General features: G+C 68.2%; 15 protein-coding genes. 10 read left to right on the top strand and 5 right to left on the bottom strand.

Annotated elements, in window-relative coordinates; all coding sequences use genetic code 11:
- Positions 1 to 31 precede the first annotated feature (31 nt).
- Positions 32 to 916: a phosphotransferase family protein gene (locus tag ACFWJ4_RS27185; RefSeq protein ID WP_380548092.1), complete on the bottom strand. Its 885-nt coding sequence runs from the start codon at positions 914 to 916 to the stop codon at positions 32 to 34.
- Complete coding sequence (locus tag ACFWJ4_RS27180) at positions 913 to 2304, bottom strand: helix-turn-helix domain-containing protein (protein ID WP_380548089.1); 1392 nt, start codon at positions 2302 to 2304, stop codon at positions 913 to 915. Before ACFWJ4_RS27180 ends, ACFWJ4_RS27185 begins: the two co-directional genes overlap by 4 nt.
- Positions 2305 to 2508: 204 nt before the next feature.
- On the opposite strand from ACFWJ4_RS27180, the gene ACFWJ4_RS27175 reads away from it, so the two are divergent.
- From ACFWJ4_RS27175 to ACFWJ4_RS27140, 8 genes are all read left to right on the top strand, one after another.
- The gene (locus ACFWJ4_RS27175; protein WP_380548087.1) at positions 2509 to 3759 is read left to right on the top strand and encodes a methionine adenosyltransferase; all 1251 of its coding nucleotides are present in this window, start codon (positions 2509 to 2511) and stop codon (positions 3757 to 3759) included.
- A gap of 74 nt (positions 3760 to 3833) precedes the next feature.
- The gene (locus ACFWJ4_RS27170) at positions 3834 to 4718 is read left to right on the top strand and encodes an aminoglycoside phosphotransferase family protein (RefSeq protein ID WP_380373595.1); all 885 of its coding nucleotides are present in this window, start codon (positions 3834 to 3836) and stop codon (positions 4716 to 4718) included.
- A complete protein-coding gene (locus ACFWJ4_RS27165) occupies positions 4715 to 5425 on the top strand; it encodes a histidine phosphatase family protein (protein WP_380548084.1) in 711 nt (236 codons plus the stop codon). The genes ACFWJ4_RS27170 and ACFWJ4_RS27165 overlap by 4 nt, the downstream gene beginning before the upstream one ends.
- A complete protein-coding gene (gene serS / locus ACFWJ4_RS27160; RefSeq protein ID WP_380548081.1) occupies positions 5418 to 6710 on the top strand; it encodes a serine--tRNA ligase in 1293 nt (430 codons plus the stop codon). Before ACFWJ4_RS27165 ends, serS begins: the two co-directional genes overlap by 8 nt.
- Complete coding sequence (locus ACFWJ4_RS27155; protein ID WP_380548078.1) at positions 6711 to 7733, top strand: glycosyltransferase; 1023 nt, start codon at positions 6711 to 6713, stop codon at positions 7731 to 7733.
- Positions 7727 to 8773: a hypothetical protein gene (locus ACFWJ4_RS27150; protein ID WP_380548075.1), complete on the top strand. Its 1047-nt coding sequence runs from the start codon at positions 7727 to 7729 to the stop codon at positions 8771 to 8773. Before ACFWJ4_RS27155 ends, ACFWJ4_RS27150 begins: the two co-directional genes overlap by 7 nt.
- Entirely contained in the window at positions 8770 to 9033 is a 264-nt protein-coding gene (locus tag ACFWJ4_RS27145) for a hypothetical protein (RefSeq protein WP_380548072.1), read from the top strand. Before ACFWJ4_RS27150 ends, ACFWJ4_RS27145 begins: the two co-directional genes overlap by 4 nt.
- A gap of 100 nt (positions 9034 to 9133) precedes the next feature.
- Complete coding sequence (locus tag ACFWJ4_RS27140; protein WP_380548070.1) at positions 9134 to 9613, top strand: hypothetical protein; 480 nt, start codon at positions 9134 to 9136, stop codon at positions 9611 to 9613.
- Here ACFWJ4_RS27140 and ACFWJ4_RS27135 read toward each other — a convergent pair.
- Positions 9585 to 10271: an IS5 family transposase gene (locus ACFWJ4_RS27135; RefSeq protein WP_380548067.1), complete on the bottom strand. Its 687-nt coding sequence runs from the start codon at positions 10269 to 10271 to the stop codon at positions 9585 to 9587. The genes ACFWJ4_RS27140 and ACFWJ4_RS27135 overlap by 29 nt on opposite strands.
- A gap of 453 nt (positions 10272 to 10724) precedes the next feature.
- Between ACFWJ4_RS27135 and ACFWJ4_RS27130 the strand changes: the two genes are divergently transcribed.
- Both ACFWJ4_RS27130 and ACFWJ4_RS27125 read left to right on the top strand, forming a co-directional pair.
- Positions 10725 to 12170 (top strand): NUDIX domain-containing protein, encoded by a 1446-nt coding sequence (locus ACFWJ4_RS27130; RefSeq protein WP_380548064.1) that lies wholly within the window; start codon positions 10725 to 10727, stop codon positions 12168 to 12170.
- A gap of 123 nt (positions 12171 to 12293) precedes the next feature.
- Positions 12294 to 12905: an Eco29kI family restriction endonuclease gene (locus ACFWJ4_RS27125; RefSeq protein WP_380548061.1), complete on the top strand. Its 612-nt coding sequence runs from the start codon at positions 12294 to 12296 to the stop codon at positions 12903 to 12905.
- A gap of 74 nt (positions 12906 to 12979) precedes the next feature.
- Here ACFWJ4_RS27125 and ACFWJ4_RS27120 read toward each other — a convergent pair whose 3' ends face one another.
- Together ACFWJ4_RS27120 and ACFWJ4_RS27115 are read right to left on the bottom strand one after the other, a co-directional pair.
- Complete coding sequence (locus ACFWJ4_RS27120) at positions 12980 to 13771, bottom strand: very short patch repair endonuclease (RefSeq protein ID WP_380548059.1); 792 nt, start codon at positions 13769 to 13771, stop codon at positions 12980 to 12982.
- On the bottom strand, positions 13768 to 15069 hold the full coding sequence (locus tag ACFWJ4_RS27115; RefSeq protein WP_380548056.1) for a DNA cytosine methyltransferase: 1302 nt from the start codon (positions 15067 to 15069) through the stop codon (positions 13768 to 13770). Before ACFWJ4_RS27115 ends, ACFWJ4_RS27120 begins: the two co-directional genes overlap by 4 nt.
- Positions 15070 to 15626: the final 557 nt, after the last annotated feature.

Raw genomic sequence — 15626 nt, 5'->3', positions numbered from 1 at the left:
CAGGTGCAGGCATCGCGGTCGGGTCGACATCTCAGCTGACAGCTGTCCAGCCCCACGGGCGAGGACCTTTCTCCCCCTGCAAACAGGAGAGACGGTAGTGGGCTTCCGCCTGGTGTCGAGCCGGATCGGCCGCCGCATGCTGGAGAGCGAAGCAGGTGACCCGGAGCTCACGGATACTCCGCAGGACCGGGTAGCCAGCCCAGGTCATCACGTCGGCTCCGTACGCCTCGCAGAACGCGGCGTACTCCCTGTCCGAAACGGTGCCGAAAGTGTCGTAGCCGACGGCGGTGGCCGTGAGGTCCCACTCGGGAGGCCCCAGCGAGGTCCGTTCGAAGTCGAGCAGGTAGTTCGTGGTGGGTGTGACCGCCACATTGCCGCGCCAGGCATCTCCGTGGATGACGCTCGTGGTCAGGCCTGGGGGGAGGTTGCGCCATGCCGTTTGGAGTTCGGCCAAGCAGCTGCGCAGCCAGTGCCGCTGGGTGTCGTCGAGGGTGGCCGCATCGTCGATCCGGGCGTCAAGCCGGACGAACGGGTCGAGGGCACCCAACGGGATGTCCGGAACGGGAAGTCGGTGGACGCGTCGGAGTAGCGGCGCGATGTCGGCAGCGGCTCCTGGCCGGTGCGGGGGCAACTCGTGCCAGAAGGTCACCGGGTTGCCGTCCACGTCCACTGGTTCCCGGAGGTGGTCGAGCGGGCGTACCGCAGGTACCCCGCAGTCGCGGAGCCACCGGGCGACCGCCAGTTCGCGGCTCGCGGCAGTCGACTGCCCAGGACGACTGATACGGGCCACGACCCCGAGCGGCAAGCGCCACAGTGCGTTCTCGCCGATCCGGATCGGTTCGGCCCCCGCCGCGGAGAGGCCGACCTCCGCACACGCCTTGAGGAGGACGGAACGGGAGTCACTGGGGTCGCTCACGCCGCCACCGTAGCGGCGATCTGTTCCCGCAGGTCCCGGATATCGGCAAGGCTGCGGTGGCGTTGAGCGACCCGGCCGAGCTCGGCCAGCTCGTGGTTGGCCCGCAATGAGCGGAGGTCGCTGACCTCGGCGAGTGCGCTACGGCTCTCGCTCAGGGCCTGCTCCGGGTCGCTGGCCGCCATCCGGAGCGTGGCGAGCTTGGTCCGGGAGAACGCACGGGACCTTGCGAAGCCTCCACCGTGCCCGTCGACCGCAGCCTGCAGCCTCCGGAGCGCCTCCTCCGGCGGGTGGCCGGCGAGGGCGAGGTCGAACAGTGCGTGGCCGGTGTCCCCATGGTGCTGGGCGCTGTCGTAGTACGCCATCCACGGGCCCTCGGTGGCCGGGGCGATGGCGGCGAACGAGTCGTCGGAAGCCCCGATCGCGGCCATGGTCTGCTGGGTGCGGCCCATCTTCGCCAGCGCACGGGCGCGGGCGTTGTGGAGCATGGACCGTTCGGCGGGAGAGAGCCGGTCGGCACGGGCCAGACCGAGTTCGGCGAACGTGAGCCCGGAGTCGGGATCGCCTCGCCAGATGGCCTGACGGGAGCGGAGGTTGTAGGAAATGGCGCGGAGCGGCCAGTTGTCCACTTCCTCGGCGCACGAGGTGGCGAAGGCGAAGAGCCGGTGGGCATCTTCGTGGGCGAAGGCGTCGAACGCCGAGGCGCCGACCACGGTCGCCAGGCGGCTGACGGCGCCGAACAACTCAGCCCGCAGCGGATCGGGGCAGCGGCTGTTCAGGAGGCCTGCAGCCCAGCGGAGTTGAGCGAGCGCCGTGTCGCGCACGACGCCGGCACCGCCGTAGAGGTTGTCCCAGCTGCGCAGCGTGGTCGCAGCGGTGCGGATCTGCTCCACGTCGGCGGGCCGGACGACCTCCGGTACGGCAGCAGCCGGGGTGGAGGTCAGCAGCTGAGCCAGAGGGCCTGCGGCGAGAGCTGCACTCGTCGCGGCGAGGAAGTTCCGTCGTTCCATGGGGTCGGACTCGTTCCACTCGGAGGCTGGGGGTGGTAATTCCAGCCTGCCCCTGAGCAGATCCTTTCGGGGAGGCTTGACGGCCGCACCACGCCGTTTGTCCATTTCCCCCGAGCGGTTGTCCAATTCGGCTTCGGCGAGCGCGACGCTCCGGGCGAGCACGCCGCCGGTGTCGAGGACCGTGTCCAGTGCTTGGGCGTGGTGAAGCTTGCAGGGCCGTTCCGCCCGCTCGATCTTGCTGATCAGGTCCCCGCTCAGGTGGACCAGCTGACCAAGCCGGTCCTGACTCAGCCCCCTGAGCTTCCGCCAGTACTGGAGCTCCGCGCCGAACCAGTGGGCGGCGGACCGGGTGGGGTCCAGAGGCTTCAGCGGTCGCGGCACGTGATCCCCCTGGGCGTCTCTTGTGGACGGCGGTCGCTGTCCGAATGCCGGCACTGGTCGGGCCGCTCACCGGCGGTGCTGAATGTTTCCCAGCGCTCAGCGCCCATTACACACCGCTACGGCCTTGAGGTGCAGGTGTTCGGCGCATTAGCGCGACGGAAGCGCCTGCCCGCCGTAGCGGAACTGACGGAAGAGGAGATCGCCATGCAGCGAGTCAGCACGACCGCGGAGAACAGCAGCATCACCATCGAGACCGGGCGTCCGCTCCCCACCGACCTCGTCCTGTTGGAACGCAAGGGACTCGGCCACCCCGACACCCTCGCCGACCACTTGGCCGAGGAACTCTCCCGCGCGTACAGCCGCTACACGCTCGACCGATTCGGCGCCGTGCTCCACCACAACTTCGACAAGCTCGCCCTGCTCGGAGGTTCCTGCGAGGTCCGTTACGGCGCCGGCCGGATGACGGCTCCGGTGAGGGTGCTGGTCAACGGCCGGGCCGCGTACGCCTGCGGCGGCGAGGACATCCCGGTACGGGAGCTGGTCGAGCAGGCCGTCACGGCGTTCTTCCACGACCGGCTGCCCGAGCTCGTCGGCCACCTCGACCTGGTCTTCAACATCACCAGCAATCCCAGCCCCGGCGCGGTGGTCACCGACGAGAGCGGCACCGACCGGTCGCGCTGGTTCGCGCCCCGCTCGGTGGACGACCTGCGCGAGCGCCACACCCTGCTCTCCAACGACACCTCGCTCGGCACCGGCTGGGCCCCGATGGCCCCGTTCGAGCAGTTCGCCCACGCGCTCGTCAACCACCTCTCCGGCGTCAGCGAGTTCACCCTGGCGAACCCCTGGTGCGGCTCCGACGTGAAGCTGATGGGGCACTTCGACGGCGCCAAGGCCGAGGCCATCCTGTGTGTCCCGCAGAAGTCCGAGCACGTGCCCCACCGGGCCGCGTACCTCGCCAACAAGGAGGAGGTCCTGGCCGAGTGCGCCCGGTTCGCCGAGCAGTACCTCCCCGGCGTCGAGATCACCTTCCTCCTCAACGCCCGCGACGTCCCCGAGAAGGACGAGCTCTACCTGACCTACACCGGCAGCTCCATCGAGTCGGGCGACGAAGGCGTCGTCGGCCGCGGAAACCGGGTCAACGGCCTGATCACCCCGCTGCGCCCGATGAACCTGGAAGGGGCCAGCGGCAAGAACCCCGTCTACCACGTCGGAAAGCTGTACAACCTGGCCGCCAATCGGCTCGCCCAGCGCCTGTACGAGGAGACCGGCAGCTACGCCGAGGTGCACCTGGTCAGCGCGACCGGTCAGCGGCTCGACCAGCCCTGGAAGGTCCTGATCCGCCTCGCGGCGGAGGATCCGGAGATCGAGAAGGTCCGGGCCCAGGTGACCCTGGCTCTCGGTGGCTTCCCGGAACTTACTGCCGAGCTGGTCCACCACGGGGTCCGGCTCAGCTGATGCGCACCGAGTCGCACACGCTCCCGCCCCCGCGCGGCGCCTGGAGGCGCTTACGTGACCACTACGGCCCGGAGGTGCACGGATGGCTCGCCCGCGCGCCCGAGCTCTTCAACGAGGCCGCACGCCGCTGGCAGTTGTCCCTCGGCAGCTACCACGACGCCGGCCACGCATCCTTGCTGATGGTTGCGCACGAACGCTCCGGAGGACGCGAGGTTCTGTTGAAGGCGTGGCCCGACCACAACCGCTATCGCAACGAGACGATCGCCCTCGGGATTTGGGCAACCGGGCCGGCTGTCCAGGTGATCGAGCGCGCGGACGACCTCGGTGTCGCGGCCCTGGAGGTGGTCGCCGCCGTCCCCGGCGGCTCCGCCGGGCCGGAGACGCACGAGTTCGAGGCGGTAGCCGCCGCTCTGCAGGAGCTGCATCGTCTCGGCCGAGGCTCGGACAACAAAACCGCAGCGCTTCCCAGTCTTCACGACTTCCTCGAATGCGAGCTGGTCCCGCGGGTGCACCGTCGTCTGGCGGCCCAACGCCCCCAGCTGGCGGTCGACTGGGCGGGGCTCGGCGAGGGTTTGGTCACCGGTCTGCGCCCGGACGGGGCGCGCGCTTCGGTTCTTCATGCGGACGTCTACCGGGAGAACGTCCTCTTCGACGACGAACAGAAGCCGGTCCTCGCGGACCCCCTGCCGATGGTCGGCGACGAGGTCTTCGACTGGGCGTTCTGGACCGTCTACTACGACCTGGGCACGGGTACCCGCAAGCGTTTCGGGATCGCCGTCGCAGTCGCCGGCCTCGATCCGCGTCGGCTGCGGCATTGGAGCCTCGCCCTCTGCGTGGACGGGCTCCTCTACTACCGGGAGCTGGGTGACGACCGCGCCTCCGTGATGGAGCGGGTGATCGCGGGGCTGGCCGGCGACCGCGGCCTCACGGCGACGAATGAGAGGAGCGGGCACGCGTGACCACCTACCTCCTGCGTCATGCCAGTACCTGCTACAGCGCGACCCACCGCGTCAACGGCGACCCGAAGGTCGATCTTTCGCTGGATCCGGCGGGGCGCGTCGCCTGTCGGACCGGCGGCGGCGTGGTCGCCGCCGTTCAGCCGGGCACCTGGGTCGCCTCGGCGTTCGCCCGCACGAGTGAGACGGCCAGGCTGTTGATGGGCGACGCGGACCGGCCCATCAGGGTCGAACCCGCGCTCAACGAAGTCGACTACGGGCGGTTCGAAGGCGGACCCTTCACCAAGTACGCGCGCTGGCTCGTCGTCGCCGGACCATGGGCGCACCCGCCCGGCGCGGCCGAGTCCCAGCGTGGAGCCGTCCGCAGAATGCTGGTGGGACTCCGAGGGATGCTCCACCTGCCGTCGCCCCGGGTGGTCGTCGCACACGGCCTACTGGCCGCCGTGCTGCGGTGGCGGAGACGGACTTCGCGCGATGGCCCGGGTCGGGCCATGCCGATCTTCTTCGATGAGGTGCCTTGCCTGTACCTGGTCGGGATCGAGGATGACGAACTCGAAAGGCTCGTAGGGACATTGCTCGACGACCTGGCCGCGGAGGAGCAGGAGACCGTAGCAGCGGGCGGATGGTCGTCGCGGCCAGAGGACGAGCGCGTCCTTGCTACCTTCGACGAACCATCCGTTCAGCTGGAGGAGACAGACTCCCATGCATGATCCCCGCGCCCTCATCGAGATGGGCTCCGAGGCGGTCCGCCGCCTCGCCCGCCGCGGCTACACCCTGGATCTCTCTGCGTTGGAGTCTCTTCAGTCCCGCCGGTCCCAGCTCATCACCCGCGTCGACGAGCTGCGGGCCGAGTCGAAGCGGGTCGCCCAGGAGGTCCAGCAGGCGGCCCGCCAGGGCGGTGACACCGAGACGCTGAAGGACCGAGCCCGCGAGCTCAAGGAAGAGATCCGATCGGCCGAGGCGGAGCAGGAGCAGGTGCAGCAGGAGTTGCGCGACTTCCTGCTGACCATTCCCAACCTGCCTCTCGACAGCACCCCCGAGGGGAACTCGGACGAGCACGCCGTCGAGATCCGTCGCTTCGGCGCGCCGCCGTCCTTCTCCTTCGAGCCGAAGGACCACGTGGACCTCGGCGAGGCCCTCGGTATCCTCGACTTCGCCCGCGCGAGCAAGCTCTCCGGCTCCCGGTTCAGCGTCTCGCGCGGTGCCGGCGCCGCCATCGAGCGTGCCCTGGCGACGCTCTTCCTGGACCTGCACACCAAGCGGCACGGTTACGTCGAGCACGCGGTCCCGTACCTCGTGACCCGGCAGACCATGACCGGCACCGGCCAGCTCCCGAAGTTCGAGGAGGACCTCTTCGCCACGGGTATGGGTGACCGTGAGCTCTTCCTGATCCCGACCGCCGAGGTCCCGCTCACCAACCTCTACGCGGACGAGATCATCCCGCCCGCCGAACTCCCCCTGGCCCTCACGGCGCACACCCCGTGCTTCCGCTCGGAGGCCGGCTCCTACGGCCGCGACACCCGCGGCATCCTGCGCCAGCACCAGTTCTCCAAGGTCGAGATGGTCCGCATCTGCGACCCCGAGGACTCCCAGGCGGAGCTGGAGAAGATGCTCAGCCACGCCGAAGCCTGCCTCAAGGAGCTGGGACTGGCCTACCGGGTCGTCCAGCTCGCCGCCGGCGACCTCGGTTTCTCCGCCCAGATCACCTACGACATCGAGGTCTGGCTGCCCAGCCAGCAGACCTACCGCGAGATCTCCTCCGTTTCGGACTGCGGCTCCTTCCAGGCCCGCCGAGCAGGCATCCGCACCCGTGACGAGCACGGCAAGACCAAGCCCGTCGCCACCCTCAACGGCTCCGGACTGCCCATCGGCCGCACCCTGGCCGCCCTTCTCGAACAGTGCCAGCAGCAGGACGGCTCCATCGTCCTGCCCGAGGCCCTGGTGCCCTACCTCGGATTCCGCCGGATCTCGGCGGACGGAACAACGGAGGCATAAGTGTTAGTCGGCATCTGCGACTTCCCCAGCAGCTACACCTTCCCACCCGTCGGCTACGGCGGGATCGAACGCTGGCTCTGGGCAGTGGCGGAAGGCGCCCGAGCCGCAGGCGCCGACGTACACCTCCTCGGCCCCGGCTGGAGGACCAACCTCGCGGACGACTGGGCGTTGCGCCCGGTCCGCCTAGAGGACCTCCAGCCGGGTACCCGGCAGACTCGTGACCTGCGTTCCACCGGCTACGACCTGCTCGTGGTCGGACACGAGTACCCATCGCTCCCCGGGTGGCGTCGGGTCTGGGCCGATCTCGACTGCGACGTCGCGACCTTCCAGCACTCGCCGGTCTTCCGGCACGCCGCCGACGCCTTCGACGCGAAGCGCTCCCGGCTGTACTGCTACTCGCCCGAGATGGCGGGGCTGTACGCCGCCCACACGCCGGTGCTGGAGCACGCAGTCCACCTCGGGCTCGGTGAAGCCGAACCTCCCGCCAGGCCCGGCCGCGACCTCGTCTGGCTCGGCCGGATCGACGAGGAGAAGGCGCCGCACCTCGCGGTGCGCGCGGCCCAGTTGCTCGGCCGGCGGATACGCATCGTCGGACCGGTCTTCGACAACGACTACGTGCGACATCACCAGGCACTCTTCGCAGCCGATCACGTCAGCTGGGTCGGTGAAGTCGGAGGGGTGGCCAAGACGGCCGCGTTCTCCGATGCCTCGGTCTACGTCTACACCTGCTCACGAAGCTACGTGGAGGCCGGCGCCGCCGTGTTCGGGGAGTCCCTGCGTGCTGGTACACCCGTCGCCGCGCTCTGCTGGCGAGACGGCACCTGTGCGGAGGCGGCTCTGTGCGAGAGCACCGGGGTCGTTGCCAGGGTCGATCCTGAACACGCCGACGAGGACGCGGCCTTGGCGCTTGCGGCAGCGATCGAGCGGTGCCTGCGACTGGACGCGCCGACCGTGCAGGACGTCGGCCTGAGCCGGTTCGACCCCGAGCGGCACTTCCGCGCTCTGGCGACCCGGCCGTGCTGACCGCGGACTCACCGTCGAGGCCGCTCGATCTCCTGAGCGACCGCCTCGGGCTCGGCCCACAGTGGGACATTGAGCACGGTACTGACGGCCGCTTCGAGATCCGCCACCGCGGCCGGGGGACGCCGTACCGTCCGGCCAGTCGACCGCTCCAGTGGGCTGGTCTGCTGCAGCAGTTGGAGAGTGGATTCCGTGCGGCGGGCGTCGCCCGTGCGAGGCCGCTGCCCATGCGGTGGGGCTGGGACACCGAGCTGACGATCTCCGCCGTCCAAGCGCTCGACCCCCTCCTCAAGGACGGCAAGCCGTACGTCTTCCGCCGTGGCTACCTTCCCCAGCCGGTTGTCCGACTGACCGGTGAGCGGGACCATGTCGGCGCTCTGAAGGAGGGGTTCCTCACCTCGTTCGTCAACATCTCGCGCATCGAACCCGTCACTCGGACAGCCGAGTTCACCGAAATCTTCGATCACTGGCTCACAGTGCTGTCCGGCATCGGGCTCCACGCCAGACACCTCACCATCCATGGCCGCAACGCCATCTGGCAACGCCGCGAAGTCTGCGGCCTCACAGTGCACTTCCGACACCTGGACCTTCCCATCGGTGACATCGTCCTGCTCTGGAATGCTGCGGATCCCAGCTGCATGGCGGTGGACCTGGGCTCCGGCCTTGAGCGCCTGGCCTGGGCTCGCACCCGTCGCCCGTGGTGGGAGCTGGCCTTCGGCCGCTTCGCGACGGCCGGTATGGACGCCGACGTGCTCGACGCCGTTCGAACCGCGACGCTGCTCGTCGGTAACGGCATCGCCCCTGCGGCACGAGGGGCCGGCGGGATACTCCGTCGTATCCTTGCCGGCGTTCCCGCCGACGCGGCACCGCTCGGGGTCAGCGCCCTGGTCCGGGCGAGCCACGGGTTCTGGAGCCTCACCGCACCGATGGCACTGCCGTGGCCCGAGGTCGCCTTCGTCATCGAGCGCGAGATCCAGCGCCGCGACGTCACCTCTTCCAGCTCTCTCCCCCTACCTCGGTCGAGTTGGAGCGACAGGACGTGAGACTCCGACGTGACCGGAACCCGCCCGCCGAGTTCCGACTCCGCTTCGCGTGGACGACCGGGTTCTGCTTCAAGTGCGAGGAAGTCACCCAAGTCGCCGAGTTGGGCACACTCACCGTCGAAGGCGAGACCGTCACCCTCGCGGCCTGCCACCTCTGCGCCTGGCGGCTGGAGCGACAACACCACCACGCCCGCCAGGCCCACCTCCGCGCCCAGCTCGCCGGTGCGTGGGCTGAGAAGCGATTCTCAAAGCGGACGTAGCTTCAAGTTTTCGCTGTTCAGGCATGTAGTCGCCGCCGGGTAGGCAGGCTGGATCCGCTGTGCTCACGCTCGTTTTGTGCGGAGGTGGCGGATGCCATCGGTGATGGGACTGCTGGAGGAACGCGAACGGGCCGCGCTGGCCCGGGTGGAGGAACTGCGTGCCGAGCTGGAGCGGGTCCGGGCGGCGGTGGCGGAGGCGGAGGAGGCCGCGCGGCGCGCGGCCGTTGCCCGTGAGGAGGTCGTCGATGCCCTGGCCGCAGCACGGGACGTGCCGGACGCCGGGGCGGCGGAGGCCGTGAGTGGTGTTGCGTCCAGGGTCGAAGTGCCGCGATGGCATCAGGGGTTGGATGTTGCGGTGCTGCCGGGCGACTGCGCGGCGATCGTGGCGCTGGTCGAGGATGACGCGGCCGGTGGCGGGGGCGGTGTGCGGGCCCGGCGAATGCGCGAGCATCTTGGTTGGCGGGCCAGTGACGCGCGGGAGCAGGCCGCTCGGTTCCGCGCCAAGCGGCTGGTGGAGCGTGGGTGGCTGAGCGAGGAGGGGCCGGGGTTGTTCAGGCCGCGGTCGGGGCGGGCCGGCTGAGGCGGCGGGGCGCGGGGGCGCCCCGCCGGGCCAGTCGCCGGGTGGCGGGGATGCTCGCGGCCCACCAGAGCATGGCCTCGGCGCTGTCGGTGCGGGTCTCGTAGTCCCGGGTAAGGCGCCGGGCCCGGATCAGGTGGGAGAAGCTGCGTTCGACGACCCAGCGGCGCGGCAGCACGGTGAACCCGGACACGTCGTCGGGGCTGACGATGGTCAGGGCGAGAGCGAGGACCGCGGAGGCGAAGTCGACGAGCCAGCCGGTGTAGCCGCCGTCGGCCCAGACCAGGGTGATGGTGCGGTGCCGGGCGCGCAGACGCTCAAGCAGGTCGCGGCCGGCTTCGCGGTCGCTGACGGAGGCCGCGGTGACGATCACGACCAGCAGCAGGCCGAGGGTGTCGACGGCGATGTGCCGCTTGCGGCCGTTGATTTTCTTTCCCGCGTCGTAGCCGTGCGAGGAGGCGGGCACGGTGGCGTCGCCCTTCACCGACTGGGAGTCGATGATCGCGGCGGTGGGCTCTTCCGTCTTCCCGGCCAGCTCGCGCAGGCGGGCGCGAAGCCGGCCGTACAGTTCCTTGATCAGGTCGTTGTCGCGCCAGCGGCGGAAGAACCGGTACACAGCCCGCCACTTGGGGAAGCCGGCCGGCAGGCTCGCCCAGCGCACGCCCTCGGCGACCAGGTAGCAACACCGCGTCCATCAGCTGGCGGTGGCAGAAGCCCTCCGGGCGGCCCCCTTGCCCGTTCAGCCAGGCCGGCACCGGAAGCAGCGGCCGGACCAAGGTCCATTCCGTGTCCGTCAGGTCGCTGGCGTATTGGCGGACACGGTCCGGCTGGTCAGCGGCATTCCCGAGCCGGTGTGCGAGGCAATCGCACGACATGCCGGAGCTGGACGCGGGCAGTGCGGACGCGTCACAGTGGGGCACCAGGGCCTCCTGATGGTTCGTTGACTCGACATCACCGAACTGCGCAGGAGGCCCTTCTCCTATGCGCTGACCGCGGAGCGATCACCCGAACGAGCCTGGTCTGCTCAGAAGTTCGAGCGACGGCCATGCCCCTCGGTTTGGGAATCGCTTCTGACGCTACGAGACGGGCAGCAGCATGCATGTGAGGAGGGGACATGCGACCGAGGCCCAACAGTGGATCGCATCAAGGCTGCCCCTTCCCGGAATACGCTCATCACGGGCTGGGAGGTTCGACGTCCAACCTGACGGGGCGTCGCTTGCGTGAGAAAGGGCTGCGGGCTGTGGCAAGCAGAGGACAGGATTCTGGCAGCGGCTCGGAGAGCCAGTCGGACTACGTCGGCCGTTTTCGGGCGGGGCGGCTGGTGGACAACCGACCGCAGGCGCTGGACGCGTGGCGCGTGACCATGGCTGCCCCGGACGTTGCCGCGGGTGTCGCGAGTCTGCTCGGTGGTGAGCCCACGAAGTGGGAGACGACGGCCGAGGACTCCTTGGAGGTGCTGACCGACTACGACACGGTGCGGATCATCGTTGAAGGACCATCCGCCGTCCAGGCCCGCATGCTGCTCTTCGGCTACAAAGGCCAGGTACTCCACGACTGCGACGGCACCCGGTTGCTCGCGCCGGAGGCGGATGCCGGCAAGCCGTGTGGGTGTCCAGAAAGCATCGAGGGCCGCAGGCTGGAGGCGAAGTCCGGTCGAGGCCCCATCCCCAGCATCAGCATCGACTTCCAGCTCGCCGAGAAGCCGGCACTCGGTGTCTTCCGCTTCGTGAGCAGCTCTTGGGAGCTGGCCAAGACTGTTGCCGAATTTCAGTGTGCCCTGACCGAGGCCGGCGGCCCTACGACGTGCGACCTCACACTTGAGCTGGTGGAACTCACCACCGCGGCTGGTGTAGCCGTTCGCTACCGGAAACCGACGGTCCGCGTGCTGGGTGATCCGGCGACGCCCTCTCCTCGGGCCGTCGTGAGGGATACCACGCTATCGTCGCCTCCGCCATCCGAGTCAGTGAGCCCGCCCGCCCGGTCACCCAAGCCGCTCACGCGGTCCGGCCGCCCGGAGCCTGCGGAAGCGGGTCGAAGCCCGCGCCCCAACGCGAGTGAACCCGAATCCGTGAGTGGTGCCGAACCTACGCGCTGCCCTGGCCCGCCCGAGGCCAGTGCTCAGCCCCGAACCGCCGCCGGGGTCCTCTTCTTCGACGAGGACGACCGCGTCCTCCTCGTGAAGCCGACCTACAAGCCCGGCTGGGAGATCCCGGGCGGCTACCTCCACCCCGGCGAGACCCCGAGCGAGGGCGCGGCCCGAGAGGTCAAGGAGGAACTCGGCATCACCCCGCCGATCGGCCGCCTGCTCGTCGCCGACTGGGCACCCCACCCCACCGAGGGCGACAAGCTCCTCTTCGTCTTCGACGGCGGCGTCCTCCCGGCCGACGAGCTCGACCGCATCACCGTCGACCAGGTTGAGATCAGCGAGTACGCCTTCCACACTACCGACCAGCCCGACGAAGTCCTCATCCCGCGCCTCGCCCGCCGCGTCCACGCCGCCTGTGTGGCTCGAGCACGCTCCGAGATGGTCTACCTGGAGCACGGAGCTACCCACCCGTAGTCTGGTGCGCGATTGATCACGATGCCTACCAGGGGAGGGGCGGAACCGGTGTCCGAGGAGGCTGAACCGACAATGGAGCCAGCGAAGTTGGTTAGTAGGAGGGGTGGTTGGAGGAAGAACGCCGTGCGACCCGAGCCGTACGACCCTCTCAAGCTTGAGAACCTGGGCCGGAGCATCGAGATGCGGATGCTCGAGATGGAACCTGCGCCTATCACCGAGGTGCCTCCCATGTTTGGCGCCGGGATCTACGCGATCTACTACGTAGGTGATCACGAGCTCTATCGCCCCATCGCCGACGGCTGTCGCACACCCATTTACGTCGGCAAGGCGGTGTACCCGGGCGGCCGTAAGGGATTGGCGACTCGCGAAGAGGACGAAGTGCCACTCTGGGAACGGATCAGGGAGCATCGCGCATCGCTGGAACATGCCGGTGACATGGCAGTGGAGGACTTCCGCGTGCGCTATCTGGTTGCGGTGGACTTCTTTGTTTCCCTCGCCGAACAGCTCATGATTCGACAGTTCCGGCCAGTGTGGAACACCGTGGTGGACGGCTTTGGTAACCATGCGCCCGGGGGGAAGCGGAGCAACCAAGCCCGACCGCCATGGGACGAGCTGCACCCTGGCCGGCCGTGGTCGGCGCCTGAGCGAATGCCTGAAGCCAGCAAGCAGTCAGCCGATCAATCGCGGGAATTCATACGTAGCCACTGGGTTCAGCAAGGGCTTGTCGCCGACTAGGGAGCCTAGTCAGAATCAGCTCCCTGAGATATGTACTCTTCTGTGTGAAGTGCCCAGAAGGGTCGGCTCGTCCCTCATTGGCCACTACCCGTGGCATTGCCTGGGGCGAGCATTTCAGCGATACGTCCGGCAGCTTCTTCGACGTCCTCGTGTTCCCAGACGCGGATTACTGTCCATCCCGCCTCGCGCAGGGCGAGGTTGGTCGCGGCATCGCGATCACGATTGGTCTGAATCTTGTTCTGCCACGCCTCGGCTCGTCGCTTCGAGGGTCGGTAGTGGTCAGGACATCCGTGCCAGTAGCAACCATCAACGAACACCGCGACTTTCGCCTTGGTGAAGACGATGTCCGCCGTACGCGGGAGTTCGGGAAGCGGCCTCATGCCAACCCGGTACCGGAGCCCCCTGCGGTGCAACGCCGAGCGCAGTATGAGTTCAGGCTTGGTGTCGCGCCCCTTGTTCGCAACCATGACCGCGCGGACGGCGGTGGACACCGCAGTCGACTCCGCTGGGAGCGGCTCGTCGGTTACTAGATGTGCAGCGCGCGCCTTCTCCCAGGCCAGGGCCAGGTTCGCCGCCCGGGTCGCGCTGTCGACGTCGCCAACGTACTTCTCCTCGGTCTCGCCCTTGTCGGACCAGCGGAGGTACGCGCGGATGCGTCGGGTCTTGCGATACAGGCGCAGCGCGATCGAAGCCCGTGCGAACCCCCCGTCGCCAAGCAGGACAGCACGTCGGTGTCGCCCGCCAGCGGCTCGGTCTTGTTCCGCAGAGCGTGCAGCCCGCGTCATTTCGGCGCGAGGCTTGTACGCCCGGTCCGGCGGCATTCGGTCGTTCCAACGCCGCTGATGAGCAGCGGCGGCTTCAGTCACTGCTTCTTCTCTGAGTCTTTGAGCGCTCCGACGGACTTGAGCGCCGTTCCTACTGCCTCGGCGAAGGTCGCACCGAGCTTAACCGGCACGGCGTTACCGAGCTGACGCATCTTCTCGCCGCGAGGTCCAGCAAGCCGCCAATCGTCCGGGAAGGTCATGACACGCGCGGTCTCGCGAACAGTCATGTAGCGATAGCCAGTCCCGTTGAATGTGACGTCGTCGAGCTGCATGACGGACTCACCACCCGGAACTCCATGCACACCAGCCTTCACGGTCTTCGCCGGCCGGTCCAGGACGTTCGGAGTGTGCCCTGTGTAGGTGCGGGCACCAGGCCAGCCGAAATGATCCTGAATGGGGCCAACCTGGCCCTTATTCTTCACCGCGTCGACCGACACCTCTTCGAGCGGGGTTCCCTCGTTCTCATCGATGCCCTTGATCGCGTCCCGGAGCGTGCGCCACGGCTTGAGCCGCAGCTTCTCCTGGACCTTCTCATCCTCAAGGTCGAGGTCGGGGAGGCTGGCGATGACTCGGTCCTTTACGTCATCGTCGACATCTGCGTGGCGGCCCTCCGACCAGTACTCGCCGCCGTCGCGCATGGAGTGGATGAGTGCCTCGTCTGAGTAGGCTGGCCGCGGTTCGAAGTCTTCCCAGTTCACGCCAAGGTCCGCGCGGAACGCGACAATGATGACCCGATGGCGGATTTGGGGCACACCGTAGTCCGCCGCGTTGACTTGGTGATACTTCACGACGTAACGCTCCGAAGTGGGCACGGAGTCGTTGGCGATGAGCTTCTCCAGAACCTCGTTGTGGTCTTCCCAGGAGGCGTCGGGCTCTCGTTTGACGAAGGGGAGGCGCAGCTCGTTAAGGATGTAGTCGAAGTAGGGCTTGAAGGACGGACGCAGCAGGCCGCGCACGTTCTCGCAGATGACTGCCTTCGGCCGCATCTCGCGGATCGCACGGAACATCTGCGGGAACATGTTCCGCTCGTCCTCCATGCCCTTGTGTGCGCCGCCGAGGCTGAACGGTTGGCATGGAGGGCCGCCGGCGAGGATGTCGACCTCGCCTTCCAGGTCCTTGAAGTCATCGACCAGGAGGCGAACGTCCCCAGGCTTGAGCGGCCAAGCCCCGCCGCCAGGCATGTCGTTCATCTGAAGCGTCTCGACCGCCCGATTGGCGTACTCGTTCACCAGGAGCGGCCGGAAGCCCGCGTTGTGAACCCCCATGGCGAGGCCGCCGCCCCCCGCGAACAGCTCGACACAGGTACCCAGGTGAGGTCGGTTCTCTCGCAGCTCAGACATGAGAGAAGCGTACCGCGGAGTTGGCAATAATCAAGACACTTTAAGGGGCTCTTGGCTCAGCGCCTCCTGCTTCATCAGTAAGAGTGATGGCGGCCACGGGTATGACTGACAGCGGTGGTTCACGCGGTCGGGCGGCTCAGTGATCACCCCCGACCGGGCGTGACGAAGGGCCCACCTCGTCCCGAGCCATCCTTGGATTGCCGGAACCATCTGTCGGCCACAATCAGAAGGCGCGTCATCGAGAGAGCCCGCTGTCCCTGTCGACGCGACGGGTCGTTTCTCGCTTCGGGCGGTTGAGCGAGGCGACTCGATTGTTGTCGTCGGCTGTACGTCGTAACGCGAACGCTCGTGCCGAGACTCACCTCGGCGAGGAGCCCGCAGGAGATCCGGACGTGTCCGTCCTTGTCGAAGACCGCTCCCGCACCTGGATCACATGGCCGCTTCGGCGGGCTTGAAGGCCGTTGTCGGCGGCGGTTGAACGGTGACCCTTTCTCGTCGGTTGAGTTCTGACCCTCGCGTCTTCTGTTGATCTTGTCAGTCGTTGCTGGTCGGGGTGC

It is taken from the genome of Kitasatospora sp. NPDC127067, from assembly GCF_042724755.1.
Taxonomy (GTDB): Bacteria; Actinomycetota; Actinomycetes; order Streptomycetales; family Streptomycetaceae; genus Kitasatospora; species Kitasatospora lactacystinica.
Note: the sequence above shows the minus strand (reverse complement) of the source record. Positions and strands in the feature narration are given on the sequence as shown.

What these genes read in the sequence shown, in the direction of transcription:
- ACFWJ4_RS27175 (WP_380548087.1), top strand. Translation starts at nt 2,509, where the DNA reads ATGCAGCGAGTCAGCACGACCGCGGAGAACAGCAGCATCACCATCGAG.
- serS (WP_380548081.1), top strand. Translation starts at nt 5,418, where the DNA reads ATGCATGATCCCCGCGCCCTCATCGAGATGGGCTCCGAGGCGGTCCGC.
- ACFWJ4_RS27130 (WP_380548064.1), top strand. Translation starts at nt 10,725, where the DNA reads ATGCGACCGAGGCCCAACAGTGGATCGCATCAAGGCTGCCCCTTCCCG.
- ACFWJ4_RS27115 (WP_380548056.1), bottom strand. Translation starts at nt 15,069, where the DNA reads ATGTCTGAGCTGCGAGAGAACCGACCTCACCTGGGTACCTGTGTCGAG.